Raw genomic sequence first — 18,213 nt, 5'->3', positions numbered from 1 at the left:
GCCGGTCACGGCGTGTACTGAAGGGCGGGAACCTGTGGCGGAGTTCGTGGAGTTCGAGGAGCTCAACTTCAAACTGCTCGTGGTCGAGGAGCTGATGCACAAGGGGCTCCTGGAGTTCCCGACGTTTCCCGACCCGGAAAACATCTACGCCTGCGTCCCGCTTCCCGAGGCGGTGGCCTACTTCACCGCACTGCGGCTCACGTCCGAGCAGGTGGCGAACGTGGAGACGTTGAACTTCGATGGCGGAAACGAGGTCTACCAGGTGATCACCCCGTATTGGGACGGTGAGGACGACTCCTTCGACGTCACCGGCTACGGGGAGTCGGTCAAGCTCCCCAACCTCACGGAGGTGTGGTCGGTCGCCCCGCTGCCCGAGGCCGACCGCGCCGCCCTGGAGGCCCGCGGTATCAAGGTGGACGCCCCCGGACCGTTCTAGGGGCGGCTCGGGGCGGCGGGGGCTGCCCCGGTCATCCGGCGAGCAACGGACGCAGGGTGTCGTATGCCCAGCCCGCCAGCGTGGTGGGGGTCGTGGTGGTGGCGTCGCGGGGCTGTTCGGGGACGAGACCGCGTGTTCCGGCGGTCATCCCGACGATTCCCTCCACCGCGCCGGACGGCAGGCCCACCGAGCGCAGCGAGTCGCGGACGTCGTCGTCGGTGACGGTCTCGGTCCGGATCGGTCGGCCGAGGGCGTCACCGAGGATGTCGGCGACCCGGACGTCGCTGAGGTCCTCGGGGCCGTGCACGGCCTGCACCACGCGTCCGCTCCAGGTGTCGTTCAGGAGCCGGGCCGCGACGACGTCCCCGATGTCGCGCGGGGCCACCCACGGCCGGGGCCGGGCGGGATCGGCCGCGGAGGTCACCACGCCCGCCCGCAGTCCGTCGAGGTCGAGCAGCAGGTTCGTGAAGAAGTAGCCGCAGCGCAGGTGGAGCACGGCGGCGCCGGTGGCGTCGAACTGCTCCTCGATCCTGGCAAGGCCGTCGATGTGGCCGGCTCCGTTCCGTTTCTCGGCCCCCACGCTGCTCAACAGGACGAGTCGTGCGACGTCGCCGTCCCGGGCGGCTTCCGCGACGGCGGACGCGGTGCGCTGCGAGGTCCCGACGGGGTCGGCGGCGGTGTGCGGGGTGGGGTCCACCCAGAAGACCGAACGCGCGCCCGCGACGGCGGCACGGACGAAGGCGGCGTCGGTGAGGTCCCCCCGGTGCACGTTGACCCGGTCCCGCACATCGGCGGCCAGCCGCGCGGGGTCCCGCACGAGCACCCGCGGCCGGACACCGGCCTGTACGAGCAGTTGGACGACGCGCGAACCGACGTGCCCGGTGGGGGTGGTGACGACAATGGTCATGGCGGTTCCCTCTTCTCCGCTCGCGGCAGCGCTCACCCTCATCCTCCGTGTACCCGGTCGGGGGCGGGTTCTCCCGGCGGGGCGGGCCTCAGGACAGGAGGGGTCGGCCGCCCTACCGTGTGCCGCCTGCGGATTCGGGACACGGTCCAGCCGTTTCCCCATGCAAACGGACCCTCCGGCTCCACCGCGCGGACCGTCGCTCGACGACGGCGGGGACCCCGCGGGACCGGGGGCGGTCGGGCATGCGGCCGTCAGGTCCGCCGCGTCACGCGAGCGAGCCGTACGCGCCGCTGCGCTTGGCGGCCTGCATGTCGCCGACGACCTCGGCCACCATGCGGATCGACGCGGTGTCCAGCACGTTGCCGAACTCGATGACGTTGACCCGTCCGTCGAGGCGGGACTTCAGCTGGGGCATCTCGCTGGGGATCACGACGAGGTCGGTGCCTTCGATGTCCTCGTCACCGGTGCCGTGGAGGACCGTGATGTTGGTGATCCCCGACTGCACCAGCGAGTCCTGGATGCTGAGGGCCTGTTCGTCGGTGGAGTACCAGATGCCGACCGTTCGATCCTTGGCGACCGAGGCGATCCGGACCAGCGTCTGCACGTGGGGTGCGACGACGATCGCGACGACGTCGGTGTCCGTGCGGCGCCATAGCCCGCGGACCTCGGCCAGGTGGAAGAACGTGGTCAGGACGAGATCGGCCTGTTCGCCTTCTGGTTCGAACTCCCCGAGCACGAGCGGTTTCACCGCGAGGCCGATGTGTTCTTCGAGTTCGCTCGCGAAGTACCATGCCCGGTCGGCGTTGCACTCGACGAAGGAGACCTTGAGGAGGTCCTCCTCGGCGCGCAGGGCGAGGCTCGTCACGAGCGACTGGATCTCGGCGGCGGACAGGCCGAGGTCGATGCATTCCCTGGTCGCCGCCTCCAGGACCGTTCGGGCCCGGTCGCGCGCCGGCGAGCCCTCCCGCGCGGGGTCGGGGCCCACCACGATCGTCCCATTGCGCCCACGGCCTTCGACTAGGCCAATCTTGCTCAGCTCCAGGTAGGCGCGGGCCACGGTGTTGCGATTGATGTGCAGGTTGTCGGCCAGCAGCCGGGCACTGGGAAGCGCCTGCCCCGCAGTCAGATCGCCCGCCTCGATCATGAACGACAGCTGGGTGACGATCTGGCGGTAGACGGGCACGTCGGAGTGACGGACCAGCTGTATGTTGTCCACCGGTTCCCACTTCCCCCTCCGCCGAACGCGATCGACCTATTGTAGCTATCCCCGTGTCCGCGCTCGTGGCCCGATATTTTGCTAGGCCCAAACAGTCTTGACCCCCACTCGTTTGGCCTAGTTCAATAGGCCAAACAAATGAGGTTCACCGCGTGGCGCCGAGACGGGAGCAAAGATGGACCAGAGGTTCTGGCAGCACGCCACCGACCACTTGATCAGATACGGGGTCCCCTTCACCCCGCGCGTCATCGAGCGTGCCGCCGGCCCGTACGTGTACGACGCCGACGAAAGAGCGATCCTGGACTTCACCTCCGGGCAGATGAGTGCGCTGCTGGGCCACTCGCATCCCGACGTCGTCCGGACGGTCGCCGAAGCCGTGGGGACCCTCGACCACCTCTACTCCGGGATGCTGAGCCGCCCCGTGGTCGAGCTCGCCGCGCGGCTCTCCGATTCCCTTCCGGACTCCCTGAGCCGCATGCTGCTCCTCAGCACGGGGGCGGAGTCGAACGAGGCCGCCATCAAGATGGCCAAGCTGTATACGGGCAATTACGAGATCGTGGCCTTCGACCGCTCGTGGCACGGGATGACCTCCGGCGCGGCCGCGGCCACCTTCTCGGCCGGCCGGCGCGGCTACGGCCCCCCGATGCCGGGCAACCTCACCCTGCCCACGCCCAACGCCTACCGTTCGCCGTTCAGGCACGCGGACGGCTCCTACGACTGGGAGACCGAACTCGACTACGGGTTCCGGCTCGTCAACCAGCAGTCGTCCGGCAGCCTCGCGGCGTGCTTGATCGAGCCGATCCTGTCCTCCGGCGGGATCATCGAGCTTCCCGAGGGGTACCTCGCCCGGCTGAAGGAGCATTGCGCGGCACGGGGGATGCTGTTGATCGCCGACGAGGCGCAGACCGCCCTCGGGCGCACCGGGACCATGTACGCGTTCGAGCACGACGGCGTCGTCCCGGACCTGCTCACCCTGTCGAAGACCCTCGGTGCCGGGCTGCCCGTCGCCGCGGTGATGACGTCGGCGGAGATCGAGCAGGTGTGCCACGACCGCGGTTTCCTCTTCTTCACCACCCATGTCTCGGACCCGCTCGCGGCTTCCGTGGCGCTGACCGTGCTGGACGTCCTGGAGCGGGATTCGCTGGTGCACCGGGCGCAGTCGCTCGGCAAGGAGCTGTCGGAGCGGTTGCTGGACCTGCGCGACCGTTTCGACGTGGTCGGCGACGTGCGCGGCCGTGGCCTGCTCCAGGGCATCGAACTGGTGACGGACAAGGCGAGCAGGTCACCGGCTGACCGGCTCGGCCAGGCGGTGACGAGCGCCTGCCTGGAGCGGGGGCTCCACATGAACATCGTGCAGCTGCCCGGCATGGGCGGGATCTTCCGCATCGCCCCACCGCTGACGATCGAGGCCGCCGACCTCCATACGGGCGTCGACATTCTCGAAGCGGCCCTGAGCGAGGTGCTGTCGTCGACCGGGAGCTGAACTGAGCCGCGCGCGGGACCATCCCCGCGTGCGCGGGGAGCACGGCGAGGGCATCAAGCCCCTCGCGTCGTCCCCCGGACCATCCCCGCGTGCGCGGGGAGCACATTCGGGACGTGCTGTGCAACGTGGTTCGCCAGGGACCATCCCCGCGTGCGCGGGGAGCACACGATGGTGGTCTCATTGCCGCCGAACTCATTGGGACCATCCCCGCGTGCGCGGGGAGCACGATATGGGCGGCCCGACCGTCATGCGGGAGCAGGGACCATCCCCGCGTGCGCGGGGAGCACCACTCGTCCAACCCAGTAACGCCCTCTTCTTTGGGACCATCCCCGCGTGCGCGGGGAGCACCCGGCCAGGCGTGCGATCTCGGTGGGGTGGCTGGGACCATCCCCGCGTGCGCGGGGAGCACGACACCTACTCCCGCACCGACGACGGCAACGCGGGACCATCCCCGCGTGCGCGGGGAGCACCCTTAATGACCTGGGACTCTACCAGCTGGTAACCCCCATTTCATTCACTTGTCAAGAAAAGAACATTCGGCACGAAAGCACGCTTTCTTTACTCCACTACGGAATCAATACAAATCGACCAGGCAGGTGAAACCAGGCCCCGACCACCGGACCGATCACGTCGGAGAACGTGGCGGATAAAGCCTGCCGGAGAAGGGGCCTCGAACGGCCTGAAGGCAAGCACGAAACCCTGGGCGACGATGCCGACGGGGAACCCCTGACACGGTGCCGTCGAAGTCACCCCGCTCCAGCTTCACCGGCGCCGAGCCGGCCAAGGCGTTCGATCACGCGCTCCCAGGACGGCAGGCGTTCGCCCTGCGGGGCATCGACGTCGAAGAACACGTCCACCCCCATTCGTCCCAAAGTGGCGAGGCTGGCCAAGAAGGCGGGGTGGCGCGCCAGCTGGGGGCCGACATTGGGCACGACCAGCATCGGCACCCCGTACCCGGCCATCTCGCACATCAGGGAAACGACGAAGTTGTCGGCGATGCCGTTGGCGAACTTGTTCACCGAGTTGAAAGTGAACGGGCAGGCCAGGAGAGCATCGGGGGGCGGCAGGCTCTTGCCCGTCCCCGGGGCGCGGTAGGCCACCCGCACCGGTTCACCGGTGAGGTCCTCGATGGCTTCGAGGTCGTGGAACCGGGTCCCGTCCGGCGTGCACAGAACGGTCACGTTCCAGCCGGCCTCCTGGGCCGACCGCACCAGTTCCACCGAGGAACGGGGAATGCCCGCTGCCGCCATCGTCAGATACAACTCGCGCGCACGGGGGGTCGTCATGAACGGAGTCTAGGTAGTCACCGTTCGCCCCCTCGGGGGCGGGTCGAACCGTGTCGGCGCGCCCTTTCGGCAAGCGCGACCGGAATCGGCGGCGAAGCAGGGCGGTGGCGGGCGGCCTGTCCGGTGAAGGCGGGTGCAACACCGCCGGATGGCGAGGCCGGGAGGCACCGCATGGAGATCGACGTCACAGCATTGTGCTGACCTGGTGTTGTAAAGTCACCGGTGGGGCCCGGCACGTGGGCCCGCGGACGAGGGAGCAGTACCCGCACCACGACAAGACTGACTCATGAGGAGTTCTGTCATGTCGTGGTTCCTGCTCGTCGCCTCGGGCATGTTGGAGGCGGTGTGGGCCGTAGCGCTCTCGGCCTCCCAAGGGTTCAAACGGTGGCGTCCCACCGTTCTCTTCTTCGTCGCCCTGCCGCTGAGCCTGGCAGGTCTGGCCTACGCGATGCTCGACCTTCCCACCGGCACGGCCTATGCGGTCTGGGTCGGCATCGGCGCGACCCTGACCGTGGTGTGGGGATTTGTCACCGGCCAGGAAAGGGCGACCCTGGCGCGGGCGCTGCTCCTGCTCCTGCTGGTCGGCTCCGTCGTCGGCCTCAAGGTGGTGAGCTGACATGCCGTGGATCGTTCTGCTGGTCAGCGCCGTTTTCGAAGCCGTCTGGGCCACGGCCCTGGGCATGTCGAACGGGTTCACCGAGACGGGCCCGACCCTCGTGTTCCTCGGCGCCTTGGCCGTGAGCATGCTCGGCCTGGGGTGGGCGGTGAAGCACATTCCCATCGGCACTGCCTACGCGGTGTGGGTCGGCATCGGCGCCGCGCTGACCGTGACCTACGCGATGGCCACCGGAACGGAAAGCGTCTCGGTGGGCAAGGTCGTGTTCATCGCCGGGATCATCGCCTCGGTCATCGGCCTCAAGCTCATCCCGGGCAGGTCGAGGACCGAGCCTCAAGAAGACGCCGGGCGTTGACCGCCGGGGGGTGGGGAGCCGGTTGACGACTCGCCACCCCCTCCGGCCGCGGGGGCCGCTCCCCCGGTCCCATCGCCACGCAGAGATCTGGGGCAGAGGCGGCGTCCGATGCGAGTGTGGGCCTTCGACGGGCCGGGGCGCTGTCCCTCTGGCCTCACCGTGGTGATCAGCGGGCGCCGAGGGCGCTGTTGATGGTATCGATGACCTCGGTCGGGTCGTTGACCGTGAGGATGAGGCGGTCGAAGCGTTCGGTGGAGTCGAGCCCGACGACGATGGCGGGTCCGTCCCCGGAGACGTTCCAGAAGTTCTTCTTTCCTTTGGCGTGGAAAGTGCCCGACAGTTTGCCGGGGAGGTGGAGGCCGGGAGCGCGCACCCCCTTGGGTTCGTGCATTACGTCCGGGTCGAAGGACGCGCCTCTCACATGCGCGAGGGGGATCTGGAGGCGGCGCGTGAACGACCACGCCTTGTCCAGGCCCAGCGGCTCGACCACCAGGTGGCCGTCGGTCACGGTGACTCGGTTGCGGCTCATGAGGACTCTCCTTCTTTCTTCGTCGTGCGGTCCTGCGCGGACCAGGGGCCGACCGTTCACCTGCTGTGCCGGCGCCCCGGTCATGCTCCGGTTACTTCGACGCCGGGCCGGAGGGGTGCTTCGCGGGGGTGAACTCCCCCATGGCGACGAGGGCCGCGACGAACACGAGCGGCACGATCCACCCGCTCCAGCCGAGGATCGTCGCCTGCGTGGTGTCGATGTGCTCTCCCGCCTGTGCGAAAAGGAGGTAGGTCCCACCGGCCCCGTTGAACGCGGCGTGGGCGAGGGCCGCCGGCCACACGGATCCCGACCGGAGCCGCAGCCAACCGAAGACCGCGCCGATCGGGATGCACATGCCGACCATCGCGGTCAGGGCGAGCCAGCCCGGCGCATCCGGGTAGTTGTATCCGAGGAGGATGAGCGGAGCGTGCCACAGGCCCCAGATCACGCCCATGGCCAGGAGGGCCGTGGGCGTACCGAGCGGCATCAGTTTCGGGAGCAGCCACCCGCGCCAGCCGAGTTCCTCACCGAGCGCCGGGACGAGGTTGATGAACGCCGCCATGGGGAGCAGGAGGACCTGGAGGGCGACGAGCACGCCGATCGACAAGGGGAGGCCGGCCGCTCCCGTTTGCGCGTCCAGGGTCTGCTGGAACGCGGAGAAGTTCACGAAATCGGCCGGGTAGACCCCCAGCAACGCGCCGACCGGAAGCGCCACCAGGACGAGGGCGATGGACACGACGATCCCCAGCGCGGAGTAGCCGAGCAGTCTCAGGACCGGCCTCAACGGCCACAGCCCGAGCGTCCACGCCTTTTGCTGCGGCCGTTCCACGAAGAACACCACGACGAGGGCGGCGATCGCGGGGGTCGCCATCACGGCCATGGCCACGAGGGGGAACCAGGGGGTGGCGAGCCCGTCACCGAACCAGAGCGGGAGCGCGACCAGCCAGGAGAGCGCGAACGCGATGGCGACGAACACGCCGACGGACCGCAGGTCGCGACGGCTCATGCGGGGTCTGCCCGGGGTCGTGGACGTGTCCGGCCCGCCCGGGGATTCGACGGTCACGGTGTCTTCTCCTCGAAGATGTAGAGGCCGGCGATGGTGCGGTCGTCGCGGAAGGTGATTCGTGCCGTGTAGTCGCCGGCCTCCAACGAGAGCGGCGTGTTCGTGACCGTCACATCGCCGGCCCGGGCGATCTCCGGTTCCCCCTGTCCCTCGAAAGCTCCGGACAGGCCGACGATCTGCGCCCACGCTGCGGCGAGCGCGTCCTCCGACAGGCCGTCGCGCATGGCCGGATCGAACCGCTCGGCGACACGCGGCCATTGTCCGGACGCGAGGTCGCGGATCACCGAGGCGGCCAGTTCGGCGACGCCCGGCAGTGGTGTGGTGTTCATTGGTTCTCCTGTTCGTGGATCGGTCGGCTTCCCATAGCGCTGGAACGCCGCTTGCCGGCTCACGCCGAGCGCATCGCCGACGACTTGCCACGTAACGCCGTCCTGGCGCGCCTGCTGCACGACAGCACGCACGACGTCATCGGCAGCCGCACGGATGTTCACGGCGTGTCCTATCGAGTTGACCCAGTCGTCGCCCCTGGTCAGGACACGTGACGCGAGGAACGCCTCCATGCGTGCCTTCAACGCTTGCATTGCGCCTGTCAAATCTTCTTGCACTTGTAAACCTTACCTTGACATGTGGGCTGTGTGCCAGTCGAGGTCCCCTTCTACAAGACGGCCCCGCCGGGACGCCCACGACACCACGAACCTTTTGATCACCCGGGCCTGCCGAAGGCCGGGGCGGCTCCCGATAGGCGGTGACCGCGCTCGCGCCCGGGAAGGATGGACGCCTTGCCGGGGCCCTATCCGAGGGAGTTCCGGGACGATGTCGCGGTGATCACCCCCGTCGCAGAGGTCAGCCGGGCCTGCGCCCTCCACGTCTTCGGCGCCGCCACGGCCTCGGGTGCCCCGGCAGGGATGCGGAGCGTCCGCAGACCTCGTAGGCGGTGACAGCACACGACGGGCCGCGTGCGCCCTGCGCAGATCGCGGACCGCTACCGCGAACCGATCGCCAACGGCGACCTCGGCGAGGACGAACGCTTGTCAACCGTGGCCGATCTCGCCACATGGACAGCGCAAGCGACGCAGGCCGGCTTGGCCTCCGGAAAGGATCGGTCCGGGTTTCGGCGGTCCCCTGCGGTCAGGGAAGAGTCTGCCGATGAGACACACGTGGTGCCGGCCGGGTTCGCCGCGGGGCCGACGCAACCGCGGACACGTCCACGCGCCGCTCCAGGTTTGTCCGACCCCGTTGAGAGGATGTCTCCACCGTCGTCCTGCCCAAGAAATGAAGTGTCTTCGTTGCGCACCTTGATCGTCACCGCGTTCGTGTCCCTGGACGGCGTGATGGAGGCCCCTGGGGGTGAACCCGGTTACCGCAACGCCGGATGGACCTTCAACGCCGTCCCCATGGACGAGGCCGCCTATGAGATCAAGGCCCGGGAACAGCGCGAGGCCGGAGCACTGCTGTTGGGGCGCAGCAGCTACGAGGCGTTCGCGCCGGTGTGGCCCTCGATGACCGAGGAGTTCGCCGGATACAACGCGATGCCCCGCTACGTCGTCTCCACCACCCTCACCGAGCAGGATTCGCGCTGGCCCGCCACCGTCCTGCGTTCGCTCGACGACGTCGCCGCCCTCAAGGCGACCGAGGGCAAGCCCGTCATCGTCAACGGCAGCGCGACCTTGGCCCGCTCCCTCGCCGACGCCGGCTTGGTTGACCGTTACCACCTGCTCGTCTTCCCACTGTTGTTGGGCGCGGGCAAGCGTTTGTTCAGCAGCACCGACAAGGACTTGACCACGCTCTCCCTCGTCGAGCACGAGGTGTACGCCAACGGCGTCCAGAAGCAGGTCCTCGACGTCGTCGGCTGACTCGGGCCGCTGCTCTCGAAACCACGGCCCGGGGCACCCGATGCGGGTGTGGGGTGGCGGCGGCAAGGGGGGCGGGGGTCTACCCTCGCGCTCTTGCTGGCTGGGAGACAGGTCCGGGCCCCGCCCCCTTGTCGCGAGCGGGTCCCACAAGGTGGATGGCGCATTCGACCGGTGCCCGACACGGACTTGACCACCCGCGCCGGACACCTTGCATCGGTGATGACGGGTCAGCTTGAAGTGCAGCAGCTCCCGTTGTCCGCGACAGGAGTGTTCGAGGCGGTGGCCTGGGCAGTGATGGCGTCGATGTTCTTGCCCATCTGGCTGGTGTCGCCCTTCACCACATAGACCTCCCAGGGCTCTCTGCCGGGGCCGTGAACCCAGACCTTGTCCTGAAGCGCGTAGCAGCAGGAGGTGTCGTTCTCCTCGAACGTGGCCAGGCCCGCGTCTTTGAGCCGGGTTGTCGCGGCCCCGACCTGGTCCGTGTGGTCAACCTCGATTCCGAGGTGGTCAAGGCGGGTGCTCTGCCCAGGCTCGCCCTCGATCAAAACGAGTTTGAGCGGGGGCTCAGTGATAGCGAAGTTGGCGTATCCGGGGCGACGTTTGGCAGGTTCGACGCCGAACAGCTTGGAGTAGAAAACGACGGATTCTTCCAGATCGGCGACGTTGAGAGCGAGTTGGACACGGGACACGGGCGTCTCCTCGATTCGATTGCATCGATATTTGTCTATCTAAAGTTGCGCACTGAATCGAAGTTTGTCAACATAGAAGAATGTCGAAACAAGAGGTTGGGGTGCCCGAGGCATTCCCGGGCCGGCTAGCCCCTGAGTGTTGCCCGGCTCTGCTGGGGGCTCCCCTGGGCGAGGAGCAGGCCGTGGAGTTGGCGCGGGTCTTCAAGGCGTTGGGTGATCCGGTGCGGCTGCGGTTGCTGTCGATGATCGCTTCGCGGTCTGGGGGTGAGGTGTGCGTGTGCGACCTGACCCCCGCCTTCGACCTGTCGCAGCCCACGATCTCGCACCACTTGAAGTTGTTGCGCGAAGCCGGGCTGATCGCCTCGGAGCGGCGGGGGACGTGGGTGTACTACCGGCTGCTCCCCGCCATGACCGACCGGTTGGCCGCTCTCTTGGCCCGTCCCGCCGCACAGCGGGCGGACGTGTTGACGGAGGAAGCTTCGTGACCGCCCCACCCGCGCAGGGGGCTTCGGCGGTCGCGGGGCGGCTGGGAGTGCTCGACCGGTTCCTGACGGTGTGGATCTTGGTTGCGATGGCTGTTGGCCTGGCGCTGGGGCGGGTGTTTCCCGGCGTCGGTGAGGCGCTGGCCGGGGCGGACGTCGCCGGAGTCTCACTGCCGATCGCGGTGGGGCTGCTGGTGATGATGTACCCGGCACTGGCCAAAGTCCGATACGACCGGTTGGGAGCGGTCACCGGTGACCGACGGCTGCTGGTTTCGTCCCTGGTCGTGAACTGGCTGGTCGGGCCCGCGGTGATGTTCGCCCTGGCGTGGCTGTTCCTGCCCGACCTTCCGGAGTACCGGACGGGGTTGATCATCGTCGGGCTGGCCCGGTGCATCGCGATGGTGATCATCTGGAACGATCTGGCGTGCGGCGACCGGGAGGCAGCGACCGTGCTGGTGGCTCTCAACTCGCTGTTCCAGGTAGTGGCGTTCGGTCTGCTGGGTTGGTTCTACCTGTCGGTGCTGCCGGGCTGGTTGGGGCTTGAACAAGCCGCGTTGGACGTGTCGGTGGCCACAATCGCCGGTTCGGTGCTGGTCTTTCTCGGCGTACCACTGCTGGCGGGGTTCTTGACCCGGCGTCTGGGTGAGAGGGCCCGGGGCCGCACCTGGTACGAGACGCGGCTGCTCCCGCGCCTGGGGCCGCTCGCGCTGTACGGGTTGCTGTTCACCGTTGTGGTGCTCTTCGCCCTGCAAGGCGAGGCCATCACGTCGCGGCCCTTCGACGTCGCGCGCATCGCGTTGCCGCTGCTGGTCTACTTCCTGGTGATGTGGGCGGGGTCCCTGGCCCTGGGCCGGGCGCTGGGGATGGGATACGCGCGCTCGGTGACGCTGGCGTTCACGGCTGCGGGCAACAACTTCGAATTGGCGATCGCGGTGGCCATCACCACTTTCGGCGCCACCTCGGGGCAGGCGTTGGCCGGAGTAGTCGGCCCGCTGATTGAAGTCCCCCTCCTCATCGGCCTTGTGTACGTGGCGCTGGCAGCACGCCGTTTCTTCCCCGAGAAAGGCCCTGTTCATGTCTGAATCCACGCCATCGGTGCTGTTCGTGTGCGTACACAACGCCGGCCGCTCACAGATGGCTGCGGCGTTCCTTGAGCATCTGGCCGGGGAACGCATCGAAGTTCGCTCTGCCGGGTCGGCACCGGCCGACACCGTCAATCCGGCTGCGGTTGAAGCGATGGCCGAAATCGGTATCGACCTGAGCGCCGCCGTTCCGAAGATCCTGACGGCCGACGCGGTACAGAGTTCTGACGTGGTTATCACGATGGGCTGTGGTGATTCCTGCCCGTTCTTTCCCGGGACGACGTACCTGGACTGGGAGTTGACCGACCCTGCGGGGAAGGGTGTTGCGGCGGTGCGTCCGATCCGTGACGAGATCCGCCGACGGGTCACCGAGCTGGTGGCTGAACTCCTGTCGCCGTCAGCTGAGCACTCCGGGCAGGCGCAAGACTGAAAAGCCGCGCCTGCGGCAGGTCATGACGACCGCGCCTCGTTCCTTGAACACGGCGGCCATTGCCTGGGTTCCGCACCGGGACGGCCTGGCACGACGTGCCCGAGCGATACGGGACGTGGGCCACACTCCACACTCGTTTTCGCAGGTGGGCGGCGGACGGAACGGTTGACCGGATGCTGCGGACCGCCCAGGCCGAGGCGGACACGGCGGGCGACATCGACTGGCTGGTGTCCGTGGACTCCACCGTCGTCCGTGCCCACCGGCATGCGGCCGGGGCCCGAAAAAGGGGCTCCGCGCCCCGGCCCTCGGCCGGTCCAGAGGCGGCCTGACCAGCAAGGTTCACCTGGCCTGCGACGGTCGGGGCCGCCCGCTCGGCTTCGTCATCACGGGCGGCAACACCAACGACTGCGCCCGGTTCACCTGTGTGGGGCTCGGATGGCAACGATGCCTCCCTTCTCGATGAGCTCGCGGGCTTTGGTCACGGCGGTCGGCTTGAACTGGGAGACGATGGCGGCCTTGACGGCGTTTCGGACTTTGCGGGTGCAGGTGGGGCCGTAGCCGGTGGCTACGGAGGTGGTGGACCGGAGGGGGTCCATCCCCGCGTGCGCGGGGCTCACTCATGCGCTCCCCCCATCCGGCACCACTGTGCGAGGTCCATTCCCGCGTGCGCGGGGCTCACCTCTGACCGAGGGCACGCGCCCGGTGGGGGCGCTTCGCCGGGAGACCACGCCGGCGGGGCGCCCGCGCTGGACCGCACTCGACTTGGAGGGGCATGTGGTGGCGCCGCAGTGCGCCTCCCAGGATGCAGCCGTTGTGGAGCTATGCGTAGCGGCCGGGATCGGGACCGCCGACACGACGGGCGACAGCTAGATGAATCGTCTGTATGCAGACCGTGGCTAACAGGCGCGATAGCTGTTGGCTCTTCTGGAGCCAGCCGCCACAGGCAGGGTGTCCATAAAAGTTCCCTTTTAGCATTTTTGTCCGCATCCGGCCATGGTGCGTATTCATGGATGCTTAAAGAGGTCTTTTTATGCCAGTGTCCTGTTCCGGTAGGCGTCCGCTTACCCAACGTTTCCTGGAATGAGGACACTTATGCGCAAGTCATCGATCGCGTTCGCCATCTCGACCATGGCCGCCGGGGTACTCGTCGGCGCTCCGGCCTTCGCCGCCACCAGCCAGGCGGCGGAACCGGTCGAGGCGCAGGCCATGGCCAACCCCACCCCTTCGGGAAGCCTGACCATCCCGTGCGGCGCGCCCCCCGTCGCCACGAACGCGACCTTCAACTGGGAACGGGGCAACATCACCACCACGATCAACTACACCAACCAGTGCCTCGCCCCGATTTCGATCGGGGTCCGGTGGGAAAGCCTGGGAGGCGGGGGCTATGAGTGCTTCATCGCCGCGGGCAACTCCACCGGCAGCCACGTAGTTGACCACGGCCTGAGCGGCAACATCGGCGAGGTCAAGGAAGGCTGCTTCGACACGTAGTCGGTCTGAGGCGAGACTCCGGCGCCGGCCCCGCGCAACACTTCTTGTTGCGCGGGGCCGGCGGTCCATCCCCGCGTGCGCGGGGCTCACTCGTTGGGTCCCCGCGTTCCTGGTGTAGACGTCCCGGGCACGCGGGGGCCCAACGACGGGGCGCCGACCAGTGGGCGGCGCCCCGTTCTGCTGCCCGCTCACAGACTGGGCATTTTCTGGGCGCAATCGCTGGGCATTTTCTGGGCATCGTGTTTCACTGGTCACATGCCCCATGACCCCCCCGAGGCCGACGAGCTCTTGAGTTCGGCTGTGGCCTCGCTTCTCCGCAAGGGCCTTCCAGTACCTCCAGGGGCCGACCCCGGCCTGTTGTCGTTACGCTCCGTCCTAGTGCGTGCGGCCGACCCCGCCGACACCGCTTCCCGAACCACGGCCCTGAACACCGTCCTTCGAACACTGCTGCTGCGCTTCGACGACGCGCGGTACGCCGAATCGGTACGCGCCCTGTTCGGCCTTCCCCCAGGAGAGCCGGGGACCACGCTCACCAAGCGGCGTGATGCCGCGGCCAAGGCGTGCGGGCACGACGTCAACCACTTCCGCAAGCGCGTTGAGCCCCGGCTCGTCAAGCGGCTCGCACGGATGCTGTGGCAGGACTCCGAACAGTTCCGCGCGGTACCGGCCGCGGCTCCCCGACTCACCCCGGCTCCAAAGGACATGCCGGCCCTTCCCTACGACGTGTTCGCCTGGGAGCTCGCCGAGCACGAGACCCAGCTCTCGCGCGTCTGGGCGGCGATCTACGCCCTTCGCGCCGAACTGCTGACCCTTGATCAGATGGCCGCGATGGACGCTGACCCGCAAGAGATCATCCGGCAGTCGGTCACCGCGGCATGGCGATACGGCGTCTTGCGCGCCGACACCGACGACTACCTCGACGCCTACCCCGCCGAGGGATTCGGCGCGCTCGCCGACGCCTCATCCGGCGACCTGGTCGCGCTCGCCGGATGGACACCGCCCTTGCGCGCCGACGACGTTGACAAGCTCACCAGCGCGGGGAGAGACCACCGCGACCGCGACGGCTTCATCGCTGCCATGCGCGCCGAGGTCGCCCTCGGCAACACCTGGTCGGCGCCGTGGCTCGAACGGCGCACAACCACCGACAAGGACACGACATGACCACTTCGCAGAACGACCGGCTCGCCGCGGTGATCGAAGCAGCCAAGGACAACCCGCCGAGGCGGTTCGCCATCACCGGCGGCCCCTCGGCCGGCAAGGACGACGTCATCGCCGAGCTGATCAAGCACGACATCCCGTGCATGGAAACCGAACCCGGACGGGAGATCTACCGCAAGCACCGACAGCGCCTCGGCCGGCACCTGCGCACCGAAGACCGGCGCGAGTACGCCGCTGAGGTGCTCGAAGCGTTCATCGCCGAGTACGAAGCGCAGAAGTCGGGCATCCGCTTCTACAACCGCGGCATCCCCGACAGCTACGGGTGGGAACGGTTCTTCGGCCTGTCGCCGTCCGCCGAGCTCGAAGAGGCGAACCGGATCTACCGCTACGACACGGTGTTCGTGCTCGACCCCCTCGACAGCTTCGAAGACCCCGACGACATCGTGTGGGCCAAGGAACGCGAGATCAGGCGTGTTCACGAGCTGATCGTTCAGGGCTACTACGACGCCGGGTATGAACCGACCTTCGTTCCCGCCGAGTCGGCCGAGCACCGGGTCAACTTCATCCTCACGAACGTGCGCATACCCAAACCCCAGAGGTGACACCGTGTCGGCCCCCCTGCTGATCTCACCCAACTCCGTTCTGGCCAACGCCCTACTGCGCAGCATCGACATGTTGCGGCCCCGTGTCCACGCCATGCGTCCTCGGCGTATCGAGTTCGTCGTCGGAACCCAGATCAACGGCGCCCCGCACCTGGGGACCAACCTGGTTCAGACGGCCGCGTTCCTACTCGCCAAGATCGCCCGGCGCGAGTTCCCGGTCGAGACCTCGGTTCGCTTCGGCGCGCTGGACAACGCGCCCTATGACGTCGTGCTCGACCCCGAGACCCACCATGCTTACCAGGCCACCTACTTTCACGCCCTGGGCAAGACCGGCGTCAACGAACTGATCAGCCGGTACTACCGGGCGTTCTTCGACTCCCTGTCCGAGGCGACCGCGACCGACTACGCGTTGGAGACCTACACCGACCAGCAGTCGAGTCCGGCGTTCCGCGCCGAATTCCTCCGCACTCTGGAACGGCTCGACGAGATCCGGTGGTGGATGGCACCGTCACACGGGGTCGTGCACACCCGCCTTCCCTGCCCCGAATGCGGCTGGGCGGAGAAGCGCGCCGACCGGACCAAGCTCGTGCACCTCGACGAAGACGGCGCCCGCTTCGCTGCGGCCTGCCTCGACCACGGGGCCTACGAGATCGACGTCAACCCCGAGAACGACGCCTACCTCGACTTGGCCACCCTGTACCGGAACCTCGTTAAAGAGCGCTTGCTCGTGCGCGACACCGACACCCTTCACGTGATGCTCAAGGGCGGCGACTGGGCCTTCGGCTCACAGCTTGTTGACGGCGCCCTCGGCGTCTTGGGCACCCCCGGGGCGCGGATGCCGCTGCGGATCTTCACCCCCCAGGTACTCGCGCCGACCGGTGCGAAGCTCTCCAAGTCCCTGTTGCGCGACCGGGGCTCGGATGCGTTGCCGGCCGATGTCGAGCCGTGGATGCTCGACACGACCCAGTGGGAAGGGGACACCGACCACTACGTCAACGCGCTGTTGTGGCTCGTCGGCGAACTGCTCACCGACCCGAAGCACTTCTTCAGAAGCTTCACCGTCAAAGAACTAGGCCGACTCATGACCGACCGACCCGCCGACCTCGACCAGCGCCCCCGCGCGCACGAGATGGGCATCTACAAGCGGTACTTCGACCTGATCGCCTCGGGCAAGAAGACGACCGAGATCAGGGTCAACGACTCATCGCGCAAGAGGTTGAAGGAAGGCGACTTGTTGCGGTTCAAGTGCCGCGACGAGGAAATACTCACCCGCATCACCAGAATCGCGCGGTACACCGACTTCGACGAGATGTTCGACCACGAACCCGTCTCGTCGGTCAACCCGACCGCGTCCCGCGACGACCAGCTTCGCAACGTGAGGGAGATCTACCCGCCCGAACGCGAAGCCCTGGGCGTGATCGCGATCGGGATCGAGCTCGTCGAAGCGTAGCCGGACACGACGAATCACCCCCGCCCTGGGCGTGACCCAGGGCGGGGGCGTCGTCATGTCCGGTCAACCGGTGCGGTGACAGGGTCCGTCGATCCGTCGGCGAGGCTCGACCCGCGTAGGCCGTTGCCGTACCTGAACACCTCCGTTGTGTCGCCGGTGTCACGTACTCGGTTGCCGTGAATGTGGAGCCTGCCGGCGCCGCTGGAAATCTGGAGCCTGTACGCGCGCGCCTGGCCGATGCGGTTGTCGGCGAGTGTCAGGGCACGCCCGCCCAGGATGTGAATCCCGTTGTTCCCGGCACTGGTGATGGTGTTCCGGGAGACGGTCACGTCGGCGCCGTCAGCGGCCGGCGTCTCTCGTGAGTTGACGGAGATCCCCGCCCCTCCCGACGCGCTGATGGTGTTGTCTCCGATCAGACCGTGACGGGTCCCAACTGGCTGATGCCGGTATTCCCAATGCCGGTCAACGTGTTCCGGGCAATCGAGTAGTTCGTCACGCGCGCTCCTGAGACCGTTCGCGCTGGTCCATCCCCGCGTGCGCGGGGCTCACTCAGCGATCTCCCCGGCCTCCTTGCCGTGCTCCGGTCCATCCCCGCGTGCGTGGGGCTCACCCCGTAGACGGTGTGACCGATATGGGTGCCGGGCGGTCCATCCCCGCGTGCGCGGGGCTCACGAGTGGGTTGATGAGGTGTCCGCGCCACATGGAGGTCCATCCCCGCGTGCGCGGGGCTCACCTGACCAGCGCGGGCGCCTCGGCCATGATCAGCGGTCCATCCCCGCGTGCGCGGGGCTCACCCCCAGATGACGCACACCGCCACGCGGCTGTACGGTCCATCCCCGCGTGCGCGGGGCTCACAGGGGGCATCAGCCGTGGCGTACCAGAACAATCGGTCCATCCCCGCGTGCGCGGGGCTCACTTGCCAAGATGAATCCACCGATAAACCGAACGCGGTCCATCCCCGCGTGCGCGGGGCTCACTCTTGGGCGGTCTGCGCGATGGTGTCGGCGGACGGTCCATCCCCGCGTGCGCGGGGCTCACACCGGGGGGCTTTCGTGCTTCCGCCTACCGCTTCGGTCCATCCCCGCGTG

21 protein-coding genes, 1 pseudogene, 2 CRISPR repeat arrays and 1 riboswitch (1 of these 25 cut by a window edge) are annotated in these 18,213 nt (G+C 67.9%); of the genes and pseudogenes, 13 read left to right on the top strand and 9 right to left on the bottom strand.

The annotated features are described in order from the left end of the window. Nucleotides 1-34 precede the first annotated feature (34 nt). Nucleotides 35-436: a DUF6892 domain-containing protein gene (locus AC0VYP_RS11220; protein ID WP_475473913.1), complete on the top strand. Its 402-nt coding sequence runs from the start codon at nt 35-37 to the stop codon at nt 434-436. Nucleotides 437-467: 31 nt separating this feature from the next. On the opposite strand, the gene AC0VYP_RS11215 is transcribed toward AC0VYP_RS11220, so the two are convergent. Together AC0VYP_RS11215 and AC0VYP_RS11210 are read right to left on the bottom strand one after the other, a co-directional pair. Further along, nucleotides 468-1,343, bottom strand: a complete 876-nt coding sequence (locus tag AC0VYP_RS11215) for an NmrA family NAD(P)-binding protein (protein WP_475473911.1) — start codon at nt 1,341-1,343, stop codon at nt 468-470. 265 nt (nt 1,344-1,608) lie between these two features. Continuing rightward, nucleotides 1,609-2,559 carry a GntR family transcriptional regulator gene (locus AC0VYP_RS11210; protein WP_475473910.1) on the bottom strand — a complete coding sequence of 317 codons (951 nt, stop codon included), beginning with the start codon at nt 2,557-2,559 and terminating at the stop codon, nt 1,609-1,611. A gap of 175 nt (nt 2,560-2,734) precedes the next feature. Here AC0VYP_RS11210 and AC0VYP_RS11205 point away from each other — a divergent pair, with 175 nt between their 5' ends. Next, nucleotides 2,735-4,042 (top strand): aspartate aminotransferase family protein, encoded by a 1,308-nt coding sequence (locus tag AC0VYP_RS11205; RefSeq protein ID WP_475473908.1) that lies wholly within the window; start codon nt 2,735-2,737, stop codon nt 4,040-4,042. A 14-nt stretch (nt 4,043-4,056) separates the two neighbouring features. After that, a CRISPR array of direct repeats spans nt 4,057-4,512; the repeat unit is 29 nt; unit sequence GGGACCATCCCCGCGTGCGCGGGGAGCAC. Between the two features lie 276 nt (nt 4,513-4,788). Here the strand turns inward: AC0VYP_RS11205 and AC0VYP_RS11200 are convergent. Further along, entirely contained in the window at nt 4,789-5,328 is a 540-nt protein-coding gene (locus AC0VYP_RS11200) for a flavoprotein (RefSeq protein WP_475473907.1), read from the bottom strand. 222 nt (nt 5,329-5,550) lie between these two features. Continuing rightward, a riboswitch (guanidine-III (ykkC-III) riboswitch) is annotated at nt 5,551-5,617 on the top strand. A 12-nt stretch (nt 5,618-5,629) separates the two neighbouring features. Here AC0VYP_RS11200 and AC0VYP_RS11195 point away from each other — a divergent pair. Next, nucleotides 5,630-5,944: a DMT family transporter gene (locus AC0VYP_RS11195; RefSeq protein ID WP_285761833.1), complete on the top strand. Its 315-nt coding sequence runs from the start codon at nt 5,630-5,632 to the stop codon at nt 5,942-5,944. 1 nt (nt 5,945) lies between these two features. Continuing rightward, the gene (locus tag AC0VYP_RS11190) at nt 5,946-6,299 is read left to right on the top strand and encodes a DMT family transporter (protein ID WP_285761832.1); all 354 of its coding nucleotides are present in this window, start codon (nt 5,946-5,948) and stop codon (nt 6,297-6,299) included. 166 nt (nt 6,300-6,465) lie between these two features. Here AC0VYP_RS11190 and AC0VYP_RS11185 read toward each other — a convergent pair whose 3' ends face one another. From AC0VYP_RS11185 to AC0VYP_RS11175, 3 genes are all read right to left on the bottom strand, one after another. Next, nucleotides 6,466-6,828 carry a hypothetical protein gene (locus AC0VYP_RS11185; protein WP_475473906.1) on the bottom strand — a complete coding sequence of 121 codons (363 nt, stop codon included), beginning with the start codon at nt 6,826-6,828 and terminating at the stop codon, nt 6,466-6,468. A 91-nt stretch (nt 6,829-6,919) separates the two neighbouring features. Then, the gene (locus tag AC0VYP_RS11180) at nt 6,920-7,834 is read right to left on the bottom strand and encodes a CPBP family intramembrane glutamic endopeptidase (protein WP_475473904.1); all 915 of its coding nucleotides are present in this window, start codon (nt 7,832-7,834) and stop codon (nt 6,920-6,922) included. A gap of 53 nt (nt 7,835-7,887) precedes the next feature. After that, nucleotides 7,888-8,451, bottom strand: a complete 564-nt coding sequence (locus AC0VYP_RS11175; protein WP_475474227.1) for a DUF3887 domain-containing protein — start codon at nt 8,449-8,451, stop codon at nt 7,888-7,890. 726 nt (nt 8,452-9,177) lie between these two features. Between AC0VYP_RS11175 and AC0VYP_RS11170 the strand changes: the two genes are divergently transcribed. After that, nucleotides 9,178-9,744 (top strand): dihydrofolate reductase family protein, encoded by a 567-nt coding sequence (locus tag AC0VYP_RS11170; RefSeq protein WP_285761830.1) that lies wholly within the window; start codon nt 9,178-9,180, stop codon nt 9,742-9,744. Between the two features lie 227 nt (nt 9,745-9,971). On the opposite strand, the gene AC0VYP_RS11165 is transcribed toward AC0VYP_RS11170, so the two are convergent. Beyond that, nucleotides 9,972-10,433: an ArsI/CadI family heavy metal resistance metalloenzyme gene (locus AC0VYP_RS11165; protein ID WP_475473902.1), complete on the bottom strand. Its 462-nt coding sequence runs from the start codon at nt 10,431-10,433 to the stop codon at nt 9,972-9,974. 80 nt (nt 10,434-10,513) lie between these two features. Between AC0VYP_RS11165 and AC0VYP_RS11160 the strand changes: the two genes are divergently transcribed. The 4 genes and pseudogenes from AC0VYP_RS11160 to AC0VYP_RS11145 all read left to right on the top strand — a co-directional run. Then, the gene (locus tag AC0VYP_RS11160; RefSeq protein WP_475473901.1) at nt 10,514-10,918 is read left to right on the top strand and encodes an ArsR/SmtB family transcription factor; all 405 of its coding nucleotides are present in this window, start codon (nt 10,514-10,516) and stop codon (nt 10,916-10,918) included. After that, nucleotides 10,915-11,997, top strand: coding sequence for an ACR3 family arsenite efflux transporter (arsB, locus tag AC0VYP_RS11155; RefSeq protein WP_475473899.1), 1,083 nt, complete (start codon nt 10,915-10,917; stop codon nt 11,995-11,997). Before AC0VYP_RS11160 ends, arsB begins: the two co-directional genes overlap by 4 nt. Continuing rightward, complete coding sequence (locus AC0VYP_RS11150; protein ID WP_285761826.1) at nt 11,990-12,427, top strand: arsenate reductase ArsC; 438 nt, start codon at nt 11,990-11,992, stop codon at nt 12,425-12,427. Before arsB ends, AC0VYP_RS11150 begins: the two co-directional genes overlap by 8 nt. 74 nt (nt 12,428-12,501) lie before the next feature. Beyond that, nucleotides 12,502-12,887 (top strand): annotated as a pseudogene (locus tag AC0VYP_RS11145) (IS5 family transposase); the annotation flags it as partial. Here the strand turns inward: AC0VYP_RS11145 and AC0VYP_RS11140 are convergent. Next, nucleotides 12,844-13,044, bottom strand: coding sequence for a hypothetical protein (locus tag AC0VYP_RS11140; protein ID WP_475474375.1), 201 nt, complete (start codon nt 13,042-13,044; stop codon nt 12,844-12,846). The pseudogene AC0VYP_RS11145 and the gene AC0VYP_RS11140 overlap by 44 nt on opposite strands. 475 nt (nt 13,045-13,519) lie before the next feature. On the opposite strand from AC0VYP_RS11140, the gene AC0VYP_RS11135 reads away from it, so the two are divergent. The 4 genes from AC0VYP_RS11135 (at nt 13,520) to AC0VYP_RS11120 (ending at nt 17,125) form a co-directional block, all read left to right on the top strand. Further along, nucleotides 13,520-13,915 carry a hypothetical protein gene (locus AC0VYP_RS11135; protein ID WP_475473898.1) on the top strand — a complete coding sequence of 132 codons (396 nt, stop codon included), beginning with the start codon at nt 13,520-13,522 and terminating at the stop codon, nt 13,913-13,915. Nucleotides 13,916-14,170: 255 nt separating this feature from the next. After that, the gene (locus tag AC0VYP_RS11130; protein WP_475473896.1) at nt 14,171-15,076 is read left to right on the top strand and encodes a hypothetical protein; all 906 of its coding nucleotides are present in this window, start codon (nt 14,171-14,173) and stop codon (nt 15,074-15,076) included. Beyond that, nucleotides 15,073-15,675, top strand: coding sequence for an AAA family ATPase (locus AC0VYP_RS11125; protein WP_475473895.1), 603 nt, complete (start codon nt 15,073-15,075; stop codon nt 15,673-15,675). The genes AC0VYP_RS11130 and AC0VYP_RS11125 overlap by 4 nt, the downstream gene beginning before the upstream one ends. Before the next feature lie 4 nt (nt 15,676-15,679). Further along, nucleotides 15,680-17,125 (top strand): ASCH domain-containing protein, encoded by a 1,446-nt coding sequence (locus AC0VYP_RS11120; RefSeq protein ID WP_475473893.1) that lies wholly within the window; start codon nt 15,680-15,682, stop codon nt 17,123-17,125. Between the two features lie 53 nt (nt 17,126-17,178). Here the strand turns inward: AC0VYP_RS11120 and AC0VYP_RS11115 are convergent, their stop codons facing one another. Then, nucleotides 17,179-17,538 carry a right-handed parallel beta-helix repeat-containing protein gene (locus AC0VYP_RS11115; protein WP_475474225.1) on the bottom strand — a complete coding sequence of 120 codons (360 nt, stop codon included), beginning with the start codon at nt 17,536-17,538 and terminating at the stop codon, nt 17,179-17,181. 107 nt (nt 17,539-17,645) lie between these two features. After that, a CRISPR array of direct repeats spans nt 17,646-18,213; the repeat unit is 29 nt; unit sequence CGGTCCATCCCCGCGTGCGCGGGGCTCAC; it runs 1,291 nt beyond the window's last position.

The sequence above is a fragment of the Nocardiopsis sp. iso_186 genome (genome assembly GCF_056173365.1).
This window is presented reverse-complemented; position numbering and strand designations above follow the sequence as displayed.

Bases quoted from the DNA above. Each gene is read 5' to 3' on its own strand.
- AC0VYP_RS11215 (WP_475473911.1), bottom strand. From the start codon at position 1,343: ATGACCATTGTCGTCACCACCCCCACCGGGCACGTCGGTTCGCGCGTC.
- AC0VYP_RS11205 (WP_475473908.1), top strand. From the start codon at position 2,735: ATGGACCAGAGGTTCTGGCAGCACGCCACCGACCACTTGATCAGATAC.
- AC0VYP_RS11200 (WP_475473907.1), bottom strand. From the start codon at position 5,328: ATGACGACCCCCCGTGCGCGCGAGTTGTATCTGACGATGGCGGCAGCG.
- AC0VYP_RS11195 (WP_285761833.1), top strand. From the start codon at position 5,630: ATGTCGTGGTTCCTGCTCGTCGCCTCGGGCATGTTGGAGGCGGTGTGG.
- AC0VYP_RS11190 (WP_285761832.1), top strand. From the start codon at position 5,946: ATGCCGTGGATCGTTCTGCTGGTCAGCGCCGTTTTCGAAGCCGTCTGG.
- AC0VYP_RS11185 (WP_475473906.1), bottom strand. From the start codon at position 6,828: ATGAGCCGCAACCGAGTCACCGTGACCGACGGCCACCTGGTGGTCGAG.
- AC0VYP_RS11180 (WP_475473904.1), bottom strand. From the start codon at position 7,834: ATGAGCCGTCGCGACCTGCGGTCCGTCGGCGTGTTCGTCGCCATCGCG.
- AC0VYP_RS11175 (WP_475474227.1), bottom strand. From the start codon at position 8,451: ATGGAGGCGTTCCTCGCGTCACGTGTCCTGACCAGGGGCGACGACTGG.
- AC0VYP_RS11160 (WP_475473901.1), top strand. From the start codon at position 10,514: ATGTCGAAACAAGAGGTTGGGGTGCCCGAGGCATTCCCGGGCCGGCTA.
- AC0VYP_RS11150 (WP_285761826.1), top strand. From the start codon at position 11,990: ATGTCTGAATCCACGCCATCGGTGCTGTTCGTGTGCGTACACAACGCC.
- AC0VYP_RS11135 (WP_475473898.1), top strand. From the start codon at position 13,520: ATGCGCAAGTCATCGATCGCGTTCGCCATCTCGACCATGGCCGCCGGG.
- AC0VYP_RS11130 (WP_475473896.1), top strand. From the start codon at position 14,171: ATGCCCCATGACCCCCCCGAGGCCGACGAGCTCTTGAGTTCGGCTGTG.
- AC0VYP_RS11125 (WP_475473895.1), top strand. From the start codon at position 15,073: ATGACCACTTCGCAGAACGACCGGCTCGCCGCGGTGATCGAAGCAGCC.